The 12776-nt window shown below is 44.5% G+C and carries 9 protein-coding genes; 6 read left to right on the forward strand and 3 right to left on the reverse strand.

Going from position 1 to position 12776, the window contains the following annotated elements; genetic code table 11:
• Positions 1-102: 102 nt before the first annotated feature.
• Positions 103-1833 (reverse strand): UvrD-helicase domain-containing protein, encoded by a 1731-nt coding sequence (locus tag QS795_RS06555; protein WP_286269371.1) that lies wholly within the window; start codon positions 1831-1833, stop codon positions 103-105.
• Positions 1830-3914, reverse strand: a complete 2085-nt coding sequence (locus QS795_RS06560) for an ATP-dependent nuclease (RefSeq protein ID WP_318627095.1) — start codon at positions 3912-3914, stop codon at positions 1830-1832. Before QS795_RS06560 ends, QS795_RS06555 begins: the two co-directional genes overlap by 4 nt.
• Positions 3915-4204: 290 nt before the next feature.
• Between QS795_RS06560 and QS795_RS06565 the strand changes: the two genes are divergently transcribed.
• The 5 genes from QS795_RS06565 (at position 4205) to QS795_RS06590 (ending at position 9166) form a co-directional block, all read left to right on the forward strand.
• Positions 4205-5359, forward strand: a complete 1155-nt coding sequence (locus QS795_RS06565; protein ID WP_318627096.1) for an ATP-grasp domain-containing protein — start codon at positions 4205-4207, stop codon at positions 5357-5359.
• A complete protein-coding gene (locus QS795_RS06570; RefSeq protein WP_318627097.1) occupies positions 5356-6495 on the forward strand; it encodes a hypothetical protein in 1140 nt (379 codons plus the stop codon). Before QS795_RS06565 ends, QS795_RS06570 begins: the two co-directional genes overlap by 4 nt.
• Positions 6492-7496 carry a Rieske 2Fe-2S domain-containing protein gene (locus tag QS795_RS06575; protein WP_318627098.1) on the forward strand — a complete coding sequence of 335 codons (1005 nt, stop codon included), beginning with the start codon at positions 6492-6494 and terminating at the stop codon, positions 7494-7496. Before QS795_RS06570 ends, QS795_RS06575 begins: the two co-directional genes overlap by 4 nt.
• A gap of 611 nt (positions 7497-8107) precedes the next feature.
• A complete protein-coding gene (locus QS795_RS06585) occupies positions 8108-8659 on the forward strand; it encodes a helix-turn-helix transcriptional regulator (protein ID WP_286269382.1) in 552 nt (183 codons plus the stop codon).
• Positions 8660-8683: 24 nt separating this feature from the next.
• Positions 8684-9166, forward strand: coding sequence for a glutathione peroxidase (locus QS795_RS06590; RefSeq protein WP_286269384.1), 483 nt, complete (start codon positions 8684-8686; stop codon positions 9164-9166).
• Between the two features lie 42 nt (positions 9167-9208).
• Here the strand turns inward: QS795_RS06590 and QS795_RS06595 are convergent, their stop codons facing one another.
• Positions 9209-10270: a tetratricopeptide repeat protein gene (locus tag QS795_RS06595; protein WP_286269386.1), complete on the reverse strand. Its 1062-nt coding sequence runs from the start codon at positions 10268-10270 to the stop codon at positions 9209-9211.
• A 1020-nt stretch (positions 10271-11290) separates the two neighbouring features.
• On the opposite strand from QS795_RS06595, the gene dtpA reads away from it, so the two are divergent.
• Positions 11291-12760 (forward strand): dipeptide/tripeptide permease DtpA, encoded by a 1470-nt coding sequence (dtpA, locus tag QS795_RS06600; RefSeq protein ID WP_108479045.1) that lies wholly within the window; start codon positions 11291-11293, stop codon positions 12758-12760.
• The last annotated feature ends 16 nt before the right edge of the window (positions 12761-12776 follow it).

A 12776-nucleotide genomic window follows, 5' to 3' on the forward strand; every position in this document is an offset into this window, starting at 1 on the left:
TGCAACGGCATATCAGATATATAAAAGTCTATGGTATGCTTGGATTTGATGCTTACGTAGCTAATAATTTATTACAGCAATAATTCCACTCTTATTTTTATATTATGGGATGTCCAACCCTTCAACATTTTCGCTTCCAAAAAGTTCTTCTACTAGCTCTAAAGCTTTATCTGACATAGTTTGTGTGGCAAGCACTGCAAGTCTTATCATTGGCCGAGAGATGGAAACATAAAATAGGTTACGGGCACGATAAAATCCCTTCGTATTTTTTGTGGTCAAAGCTTTAGTTTTGATGAGTTCCAGAAGTTGTGGCCAGTTGTAATGGTTCCATCCTCCACCAAGTATGACCAGAACGTTCTCAAACTCTGCCCCCTTGACGCTGTGTTGTGTTGCAAAGGCAGTCTGCTTTTCAATAAATTTCGTAATCTCAATAACTTCTTTATAAGGAATATCTCTGAGCTTGCTGTATCTATCAAGTGCAGATGAGCCTTCTGGTATCGGAGTACCATTCAGAGAGTTAAATTCTTCATCTCGACGTAATACACGGTCTGGTGGGGCTGGGCGTCTCGTTGTTTTTAAATGATCAATAACTTGTCCGATCGTCCCTTTGTCGCGCAAAGTCATCAAAATATCCATGTCTCTTCGCCAACAGACCTTATCTTGATGTTGAGTTATGGCTGGTGCAGACCCGTATATTCTGAACATGTCTCCATAGCGGGATGTGCAATAAGCCTCACATATAGGTTCTACGCTTTCAGCAAAAAATTTGATAGTAGGATCTTCTTTTTTAGCAAAGAGATCATTTCTTCCATTAAATGCTTTGACGATACTGGGGTATCCTTGCTCTGTAGCAAGTACATTGTGGGTAAGCATGAGCACTTTCGTTTTATTTATGTCCCAACCTTCAGCCTGTAGTCGCTCCATCAAGGCTATACGTGCCTGTAGAGCCAGATCGGAGGGAAGATCTTCTTTGGCGTGTAGGTTATTAGTCCGCTCTCCTTTGTAGTTATTAGTGTGGAAAAATCTAGCTTCACCTTTTGCTTCAGGGTTATGAACTTCCTGACGTAATTCAGGGCGTAACTTATTTAACACATTTACAATTGCAGGCACTGAACGAAAGTTAGAACCTTTCGCAATCTCTTTGATAGGATATTCTGCAAGTTCGTACTCACTTCTATAAATAGTTTGCCAATGATCACCAAAGAGACCTACTAGCGGACCCGTAGCTGGTTTTAGGAAGTATTCAGTAATTGCCTCCATAAATTGACGATGAGTATCCTGATATTCATCGATAAAGATCACGGGAAACTGCTGGCTGAAAATATGGCGAAATTTATCCTTTTGCAAAAGTTTTGCCATCATATTTGGAATGTCATCATGGCTCAGAGAAATTTTGTTCTCGGTGACACCAAAGAAACCCATGTCATATTCCACAGGCTTTGATCCAATCCCACCACCTTGCTCAATTTTGTCTTTTTTATCCTCCATTTCCTCTAAAAGTTCGCGTAACGCTTTCTGAAATGTGCGCATAAATGCCCATGAGAAACCATGAATAGTATTAACCAGAATGGCAGGATGTTCTTCGATCTCTTGTGCAATTTCATTTCGGGCAACTTCTGTATAGGTGATACAAGCCACCTTTTGCCCATGTCGTACGAGAGTTTGCCCCTGTTTTTCAATCAAACGTTTCAATGCAGCTACAAGCGAATAGGTTTTTCCAGCACCAGCTCCCGCCTCCAGCCGAAAGCTTTGTCCTGCATCAAGGGCATCATCGATTTTTCTTTGTGTTTCCTCTGCAGCTATCAGCGCGGGATTATCTTTACCTTTTGTCATACAGCCTCCGGAATGACTTGCTCTTCATTTTCTTTAATGGAAAGTGGCTCTGAAAGCCAAGTAAGGCCTTCATGAATATAACGAGGCACTACCCATTCTTTTTTGTGAATAGCGAACTGTAAGGCTGTATCGGCTTTCCCTAGTGTTTTAGCAATTTCCCATGCTTCAGCAGCCGCATCTTGATCTTCAGTCAATTTAAACAGCTCTGGGTTTGCCAGAATAAGTGCATCTTCATAGCTTCGCGCACTGATTCCTGTTTCTAGGATTTCTGGTATTTGATAAGCAATACGGCGGGATCCTTTTAGTTTCTCTACAGGTGTTTTTAAAAGCAGCTCTGCAGGTGTAATATTCCATTTTTTTTTATCTGAATCGGAGAGACCATCGGGTAGAAACCAGGATTTAATAGCTGCATTAGATGTGCGCTGGCCCTCTGCGACAGGACATTTTTCCCAATTTATAGTTTTATTTCCTTTTTTATTTATTTTTTCCACTGGCTGGGTCGAATCAATATCAGTTATGACCAAGGTTTTGAGTTCGAGAAAATCTAATAATGGGTAAAAAATATGCGCATAGGCACCACCCACTTCTACATTAGTTATATATTGCTGGGCTAACTTTTGTTTGCCATCAAGTGAATTATCGACTAATTCACATAGTTTGGGCATGAGCAGCCGTTCAGTTGTTCCTTCGACCAAAATGGCTTTATCGGCAAAATACAAATCACATTTGGTCAGTGTCATGTACTTATGCAGGAAACTTTGGTCTTCAGGTGAAATGCAGCCTAGTCCCTTTTTGAAATCTTTAACTTTTGTCTGACGAGGTTTTTGGGGGGTTGGTGCTTCATTGAGAAAATATCTCACAGCCTCGAAGGATGCTGCATTAGCAACGTGAGGTGAATGTGTGGAGATAATGAATTGAACATTCCACACGGGTTCGTTCGGATAACTTGCGGATAGTTTTTTTATCGCAGCATTAAGCTGGGCAATAAAGACCTCTTGCATCTGAGGGTGTAAATGAGCTTCTGGTTCCTCTATGAAAATAAGATGTGTAGCCGGACAAACAGTTCTTGCACGGTATAATTTATGGTAGCTTTCTAGTTGTAATAGCATGTAAATGAGGTTACGTGTTCCTAATCCATTGTAGCCTTCTGGAAGATGAACCCCATCAGTACCTGTGTAAACAACCTTTGTATGACCAGTAAGGAGAGCCTCGACGTTTAATGTAGTTTCAGGGCGCAGCTCAGTGTCGTTGAGACTAGGGAAGCCCAGGATTTCCATCGCGGGAAGAAGACTTTTCAACATTTCATCGAAACTTCCCTGCATACTGCGCTCAACACCTTCAACAGATTCTCTTAGTTTTCCTGCAAGTTCCTGATCTTTCGTGGTCGCAGTCGGAGTGGATGCTGTTTTAAAAAGGGTATTGAGTAATTTACCTATTACATCTGTATCTCCATGCTTCTCATTATCGAGAGTTCTTTGTGCTCGAACGAAATTGCATTGCATCAATGTTGCTAAATTACCAAAACCATCAAAGCTGCGTCTATTTTTGGGGTCTGTGGGATCTATGGCCGAAACATGAGTACGATATGCTTTGGGCAAGGTTTCTCGCAATAAACGTAAGAAGTAAGATTTTGGTTCAACACCATCGGGAGCTGGTTGGACATCAAACAGAATATGGAGTGTTGCTGGAGACGCTTTATATTCAATACACACAATCGCAGTTGTCGAATCTGTATCAAGATCAATAATAAACGGAGAGAGTGGTCCAAGGTTTGTGGATGTGCTGTCATAACGAAAAGTAAGGGTCAGTGATATGGTCGGAAGTGTTGCAAGGATATCCTCCGCTTTGGCGTCTTGCTCCCTCAGGACTTTTGCTTTGAAAAATTTATTACGTTGAATAGGAGAAAAATCCTCAAGGCGGAATTGTGCTCCGTTATCACTGGCAAACCGTTCAAAAATCTCAGTAAAAGATGTTTTACCACTGTTATTGCGTCCCACGATAACCGTGGAGGTATCTTCTAACATAATTTCAACATCTTGAAGGAGGCGAAATCCCTCGACTTGAACTTTTTCTATTCGCATTATTAACTCCTTGAAGGAATGACATGGGGAACCCTACTTACCCTTACATCAATTGTCGAGTATAGACTCTGGAATAACTAGCGTTCAATTGTGGATTAGTATTAGTACTACTAACATCCCAATAATCATCACTTTTTCTGTGTACGTTCGTTGTTTTATTTAATGGTTAGTCGATACCAATATAAGGCTTTGCTATCATTAGAGGCTAAAATAAAAAGGCAACGAATAAAAAAGTTTATGATTCCCCATATTCTCTGCAATTTCCCAAGAGCAATGCCCAAAAGGTTGTTATGAACGTACTGATCCTTGGCGCTCGTGCGCCAGCCTGTCTTGAATGGGCGCGAGCGTTTAATGAGGCAGGATGGACTGTCAGCGTTGGTGACTCGCTCAGTCAGCCGCTGAGCCGCTTTAGTTGCTCCGTGCAAAATTATGTCCGCTTGCCTGAACCTCGACAGAACCCGACAGCTTGGGTTGAAGCCCTTGCGACGGCGATCGAAAACCAACATATCGACCTGCTGCTACCAACGTGCGAAGAAGTATTTTACTTGGCCCATGGCCTTGAACGCTTGCAACCGTTATGTCGGATATTAACCAGTAACTTTCCACTGCTGCACCGTTTGCATCATAAAGGGGATTTTGCAGCCATGACGAATGACTGGCCTGTCGCTGCCCCTGAAACCCATCTACTGACCGATAGCCAAGCATTACTTGCATTTATGGATGCTGCTGCAAGCTGGGTATTCAAACCCGCATATTCGCGATTTGCCTCACAAACCATGATCCGCCCGTCAGCCCAAAAGCTAAACAACGTGCACCCCACTCAGACCGAGCCTTGGGTAGCACAGCGATTTATCGAGGGGCAGGAGTTTTGCAGTTTTAGTGTCTTGGTTGATGGTGATCTACGTGCTCACAGCTGTTATCAGCCACGTTATCGAGTCGGTCGGGGATCAGGGATCTATTTCCAACCGAGTACGCCGGAACCTGTACGCCAGTTCCTTGAGCATTTTGGACGCGAGACTGGCTATAACGGACAAGTGGGGTTCGATTTTATCGAAGATAAAAACGGTCGGTTTTATGTGTTGGAGTGCAACCCAAGAGCGACCAGCGGTGTACATCTGTTCGACAATCAGCGGCAGTCATTAGTGAATAGCTTGAGTCACCCATCCGAGCAGATCCTTGAACCGACACTAGAGCCAAGAATGATCGCATTGGCGATGTTGTTATTTGCCGCACCACGACGCGCCTTGAGCCCGACGTCCTGGCGTGATTATGCTGCCGCCCGCGATGTTATCGTGCAAAAAGGTGACTGGTGGCCGTTGATCGCACAAGTCGGAAGTCTCACGGAAATCGTTGCTCGGGCGGTATCTCGACGTTGCGGGTTGTTAACGGCGTCCACGGCAGATATCGAATGGAACGGCCAGCCGCTAGACGAGCGTGCCCCATGAAATTATTGTTCGAAGATCAAATTGTTAGTGAGAGCGCCAGCCCGAATGACAGCTTGGCTCGGCGTTATGTGCGCGCTTGTGCCAGTGAGTGCTTGATAGGCAATGTGAGCACGAAAATGGCGTTGCTCGATACGGGAACGCAGCAATTTCCGGTCAGTATCACGGACGGCAACGAACCCGACGACAACTGCTATGTGGTGTCTCCTCAAACAGCCTACAGTGGTTACGCCCGTGAAGAAATCAAGCGCCTCGGTCGACCCTATATGACTTGGCCGTTGAAGTTACTGACTCAAGCCGTTGAGTGTCTACTGAATGCGGGAAAGATCAACAAATTGGTGCAGGTAAACAACTGGTTGCTATCGACCAATCTTTATCCTAATGATTGGGATGTCACTGAATTGCCAGCTATCACGACATTGCTGAAGCAAAACTTTCCTGAGCATGGAATTGGTTTTCGTTCGCTCAATGATTTCAGTAACCGAGAGTTGCGCCAATGCTTGCAAAGTCACGGGTACCTGAGTATTCCTAGCCGGCAAGTCTATCTGTTTGATGGTCGAGCAGCGGAGCAAGCGCCGTTTCTCAAACACCATAATACTCGGCTGGATGCCACTTTATTACGGCGTAGCCCGTATACCGTCGTATCCGGTAGCGAATTGAATGATGACGATTTCAAGAGAATAGAGCATCTTTATAACCTGCTTTATTTGGATAAATATTGTACGTTGAATCCCCATTATAGTGCGCAATGGATGCAGCAGGGGCAACGTGGGGGTTGGCTAGAAATTCGCGCTTTACGTAACGCAGAAGGGCAAATTGACGGCGCATTGGGTTGGTTCTCATCTTCCACTGTGATCAGCACGCCAATAGTGGGCTATGACATCGCGTTGCCTCAACGGCTTGGATTGTATCGACAATTGACCCGTCTGTGCCTGCAAGAAGCGGCTGAGCGTCGTCAGGTGCTGAATTTTAGCTCTGGCGCGGCTGAATTCAAACGCTTACGAGGCGGTAAACCGCAGATCGAATACAGCTTGGTCTACATCGCCCATTTATCTTGGGGACGACGCCTTGTCTGGAAGGTGCTGAGTTTTCTGTTACATGGTATTGGTGTACCGATGATGAGGAAGCTAAAACTGTGAAGCCGTTTGAACATCAATGGTGGCCTGTGGCTATTAGTGACAAATTGCGAAACCAACCCGTGGCGTGCCAGTTGCATGATATTCCGCTGGTGCTGTTTCGCGACAGTGACGGGCATGCAGCTGTGCTGCCAGATCGTTGTCCTCACCGTTTTGCGCCATTGAGCGCCGGAAAAGTGTGTGATGGGCAGATTGAATGTCCTTATCATGGCTGGCGGTTTTCCGCCGACGGGCGATGTACTCGAGTGCCCGGTACCGACCTTGCGGCGGGAAGTAAGCCGCTGCTCGAGAGTTTTCCTTGTTGCGAAGCTCATGGGCTAGTTTGGGTTAACCTAAGCACAGAGCGCCCGTTGTTTCCCCCAGTTGCACCTTCTGAGAGCTCACAGATAGTCGATACATTTTGGATCACGGATGACGTGCAGTGCTCGCTGCAAGATGCCGCAGAGAATTTTCTCGACGGTTTTCACACGCATTTTGTTCACTCTGGCTGGATCCGCCACGACCGGCAACGGCAACAAATTAGTGCCCGAGTTCGTCCACTGGCGGATGGCGTCGAAGCCGTGTATAGCGAAGAGGGCAAACAGTCAGGATTTATTTCACGATTGTTCGAGCGTGAGCGTGGAATCAGTATGGGGCGCTTTCGTTTGCCGTGTTTGGCGGAAATTGAGTACCGCGACCGCCGTGACGAGCTCAATCTGCTGGTTAGCGCTTGGCTAGTCCCTTGTGGGAATGACCAATTACGCCTGTTTGCACGGATTGCCACTCGACGCGGCAAGCTTCCGGCAGTCATCAAACGTTATGTATTAAGTAAGTTATTCCGCGTGATCCTCCGTCAAGACCGTCAAATATTGGAGAAAGTCAGTGCAAATAAATTGCGTTTTCAAGGAGCCTTACCGACACCGCTGGATGGCGAGCAAGATTTACTAGGTCCTAGTATTCGCCAATTACTTGCAGATGGTGAGCCGCTGATGTTTGAGGAGAGGGAGTTCTGTTTTCGGCTTTAAGTCGCTGCGAGGAATATTGCAATATGCTTTCCAGACATATTTGGAGCCTATAAAAAGGTTCTTTTTATAGGTCAGTGCCATCAATCTCTCTTTCCATCTTTTTTCTCAAGTATAAGCCTTCAATTGCATTACTCAGTACTAATCATTGGTTTCAAATGAAATAGTTGCAGAAGTTTTTAATGAGAATAAGTCTCATTATGATATTTTCGTACCAGTACAGTGTGATAGTAAATACGCGGTATGGGAATGTTCATACGTCAACACTATCCATGATGTTGACGCATGTCAACGAGATGTATATTATTAACGCACCAGGAGGCTGATGAGCAAAAAGCACCCTAACAAAGAAGTACGTGAGGCACTCCGTTATGCAGAGGAAAAGGGTTGGATCGTTGAAGAAGCGACAGGGCATCCTTTTTGTACTGTTAAATGTGGAAATGCTGATCATGGACGAACTCACGCGATGAGCGTAAACAGCACACCCAAAAATCCGGAAGTGCACGCAAAGCAAATCCGTAGAATGGTTGACCGCTGTACCCCGAGGAAACCTAAGGGTTGATTCGGTTTTTTAAGGCAAGGCGGGTAACCGCCTTTTTGATGAGGAGAGCAGAATGGAACTCTACAATTTCACATTGACGTTATCAGGCGTTCAAATGGAGACAGAGGGGCTTGCGGATGCTCTGTATACCAACGGCTGTGATGATGCACTAATTTGCTACTACGGTAGCTCAGTTTATATAGAATTTGACAGAGAAGCAGAAAGCTTAGACTTAGCAATCAAATCAGCGATTAATGACATTGAAACTGCTGGTATTGGGGCTATCGTTGAATCGGTGGACTCGGCTCTAGTTGGTCTGAGTGATATTGCCCAACTTTCCGGTTTAACTCGCCAAGCCATTGCTTTACTAAAAGACGGCTCACGAGGTAAAGGCGATTTCCCTTGTCCTATCCAGCGTATTAGTGGCCAGTCACCACTTTGGGATTGGTCAGAAGTTGCTAAATGGTTGAATGATAGCGGTCGCCTCGACAGTAAAGGCGTTCAGGCTCGAGAGCAGTTGGTGAGTAACGCACACACATTGAGCAAGTGGAATCTTGCGTTAAGAATGCGGTCATTTGGAAATATTAAAGAAGTAGAATCCATCGCATCTTCATTAATTTCATAATATTTTATCTTTGAGGACGTTACGATGACCCCTTTTTATCAACTAACAGCAACAAGCCTTGGTGGCCAGTCCATCTCTATGGCGGACTACGCAGGTAAGGTGGCTCTCGTCGTGAATACCGCCAGCCATTGTGGCTTTACACCGCAATATGAAGGTCTTGAAGCACTCTACAAAAAATATGCAGAGCAGGGTTTGGTGGTGCTTGGCTTCCCCTGCAACCAATTCGGTAAACAGGAACCCGGCAGCGCAGAGGAAATCGGGCAGACCTGCTACATTAATTACGGTGTGAGCTTTCCGATGTTCGAGAAAATAGACGTTAATGGAACCTCGGCTCACCCCGTGTTTCACTATCTAAAAAGCGAGTTACCGGGGCTGCTGGGTGGGCGAGTTATGTGGAATTTCACCAAATTTCTGATTGGACGCGATGGTAAACCAATTAAGCGCTTTGCTCCGTTCACGACTCCAGAAAAAATGGAAACTGCGATTGTTGCGGCACTGGAAATTTAAGCGCTCGGTACTTTGAGTTATTTTATGCAGATAATCTTAGGGCTATTTCCCTTTCCCTGCATTCTGCAAATCATTTTCCATAATCATCACTTTCTTTTGGGCGCGTTCGTCGCCTTGCTTGGCGGCGAGTCGATACCAATATAACGCTTTCGTATCATCTTGCGGTACGCCCATTCCATATTGATAACACGCTCCGCTGGCATACTGAGCATCACGGCTGCGTTGGTTGGCGGCCTTGATAAACCACTGGCAGGCTTTAGCTTGGTCGGCGGTGATACCATCACCTCGAGCATAAATTAACGCTAAATTAAACTGGGCGGAAACTTCCCCTTGCTGAGCGGCGAGGGTTAGCCACTTAATGGCGGAAGCGGTATCGCGTTTGGTGCCTTGGCCTGCCAGGTAGAGCATACCGAGGCTATTTTGTGCGGGGGAAAACCCTAACTCTGCAGAGCGCGTAAAATACTGAAAAGCTGCGGGGTAATTGACTTTGTCATACATTCCCGTTGCTGCTTGATAACCTAATAAATAGAGTGCTTGAGGCTGATTTTTTTCAGCTAGAGCGAGGTAGATTTGATTGGCTTTTTTGGGGTTTTTATCTCCGACGACACCTTTTTCATACCAATAAGCTAAAGTTAGCTGCGCTGCGGGTAGCTGTTGTGCCGTGGCTTTTTCTAGCCAGCTTAATGCTTGTTGTGGATTTTTCTCTAGCAGGTTTGGAATGCCTTCTAGAGTATATTCCGCCATATTCATTTGACCGATAGGGTCGCCTGCGTTGGCTGCCGCTTCCATCCAATGCAACATCTCTTTGGGATTTTTACCGATGCCAGCCCCTTGCTGATACATCAGCGCGAGGTTGATTTGTGCCTTGGTAAAATGTTGGCTGGCGGAAAGTTTATACCAGTACGCGGCTTTATCTAACTGACCATGAGATTGATAAAACATCGCTAAATTGAACTGAGCTTCGGCTTGCCCGCCATCGGCTAATTGTGTGAGCGTTTTTTCATCGACAACGGAAGAAGGTGCAGCAGGGGCGACAGTTTTAGCATGGCTCACGTTAATGAAAAGCGAGTAAAAGATAATGAGGGGGAGAGTAAACTGTTTCACTGAGCTTCCTTGGGATGAATTTTAACCATTTATTCCTAATGGGTAGGTTAACGGGTTGCAGCCAGCGACGCAATTGCCATTCTTGCTATTCTGAAAATTATTTTTACACATTAAATGATGATAAATCATGATGTTATAAAAAAGATTGAAAATAATGAAAAAAAAGATGAACCTTTTGAGGCTATCAAGGGTCCTAATTACATATATATCACTGTTTGCTTGTGTAAACATTCATATATTTACCCTCAATATTCATTTCTTTACATGAAGTAATGCAATAATGCATCTATATCGTGTAGTTTGAGTTAGTAGTACGATCCTTAATAGAATGCATTATGCCCAGTTTTAGTCGCTGGGCTTTTTTTTTGCATAAAATACGAACCTTCCTGAAAATACCGCTTTATTTTTATCTCGCGCCTCTTTTTTGTTCGATAAATAAACACGTAATAGTGACATCAATAAATAATCACCTATCTAAATTCATTTTCTATTCAGTTTTTATTATTACCAAGACGAAATATCCGCAGGGTGCTGCGCGGTATGTTTGTGGTGTGTATAGGGTGTTACTCTGCGAGTAAAATGATTAAAGATAGAACAATATGCTTAACATATAGTGAACAAGTGATTATTTAATGGGCGATAATAATTTCATGATTTTGTAAAAAATTGAAGTTAATCACGATAACGATCCATAGATATAGTAATTAACACTAGCTAATTCTTTAGTTTTGGTGCATAAATAGCATATATTGCTTAATTGATTGTTCTGTTTGGATTGGCATATATTCGCCATAATGCTGAATAAATAATCAAATATGCTTTATCTCATTGAATTTTATGTTCGCGATTCATAAACAATATTTACACACAGTTTTGTTTGTTTTGAGGTCAGGGATTGATACTCCTCCTACCAAAAGTGAATCTTCTAAAGCTTGAATTCTTGAGACCATAACAATGCGAGGGTGCAGACAGCGCTCCGTGGTTTTTTTGCATACGTACAGGTTGTATTAGAGGTAACTTGTGTCCACAACAAATAACAAAGAGGAAGTCAGTCTTAACGCGTTTAAGCAACCTCGCTCATTCTATCTCATCTTTTCTATCGAACTCTGGGAACGTTTTGGTTACTACGGTCTTCAGGGGATCCTCCCAATCTATCTCAGCCAAGTGCTTGGCATGTCGGAAGCGGAATCTATTACGTTATTCGCGGCATTCTCTGCACTGGTTTATGGCTTCGTTGCCATCGGTGGTTGGTTAGGGGATAAAGTTTTAGGGACTAAGCGTGCGATTGTTCTTGGAACGGTAGTGCTGATTGTCGGTTATGCCTTCGTTGCCTACTCTGGGCATGATGTGTCGATGGTTTACCTCGGCCTGGCTACCATCGCGGTAGGTAACGGTCTGTTTAAAGCGAACCCATCATCATTATTATCCACCTGTTATGACAAAAATGACCCACGTTTGGACGGTGCATTCACCATGTACTATATGTCCGTTAACATTGGTTCATTCTTCTCAATGCTGGCAACGCCATGGTTAGCGAAACATTACGGCTGGGATGTCGCATTCTCCCTCAGTGTAGTGGGTCTTATCATCACCTTAATTAACTTCTATATGTGCAAAAAATGGGTGGCAGACCACGGTTCAAAACCTGACTTTGCGCCGGTTGTTATCTCCAAATTACTGATGACTATCGTCGGTGTGGTTGCACTGATTGCGATTTCAAACTGGTTACTGCACAACTTAGGCATTGCGCGTGCGGCACTGGCGGTGATCTCTCTGGGTATTTTAGTTATCTTTATCAAAGAGATGATGGCGCTCAAAGGTATTGCTCGTCGCCGTATGGTGGTCGCGTTGATCCTGATGCTTGAAGCGATTGTTTTCTTCGTACTGTATAGCCAAATGCCAACCTCACTAAACTTCTTCGCACTGCATAACGTGGAGCATGAAGTTTTCGGTTTTGCGATTGAGCCTGCTCAATATCAAGCCTTAAACCCATTATGGATCATGATTGGTAGCCCAATTTTGGCAGCAATCTATAACAAAATGGGTGATAACTTACCGATGCCACATAAATTCGCTATCGGGATGTTACTGTGTTCTGCGGCGTTCTTAGTGCTGCCATTAGGCGCAAAATTCGCAAACGAAGCGGGTATTGTTTCTGTTCAATGGTTAGTTATCTGCTACGGTTTCCAAAGTATCGGTGAGCTGATGATTTCAGGTCTGGGTCTGGCGATGGTGGCACAGTTAGTTCCACAACGTCTGATGGGCTTTATCATGGGCGCATGGTTCTTAACTAACTCTGCTGCGGCATTTATTGCGGGTTATGTTGCTTCTATGGCGGCTGCACCTCAAGGCGAAATCACCAGTAAAGTTGAATCACTGGCTGTCTACAGCGATGTATTTATGAAGATTGGTTTGGTAACGGGTGCGATTGCTATTGTGATGGTATTCACAGCGCCGTTATTAAACCGTATGACGCAAGAACAGCATTAATTTGTTCGGTAAGTCA

The organism is Providencia zhijiangensis, from assembly GCF_030315915.2.
Taxonomy (GTDB): domain Bacteria; phylum Pseudomonadota; class Gammaproteobacteria; order Enterobacterales; family Enterobacteriaceae; genus Providencia; species Providencia zhijiangensis.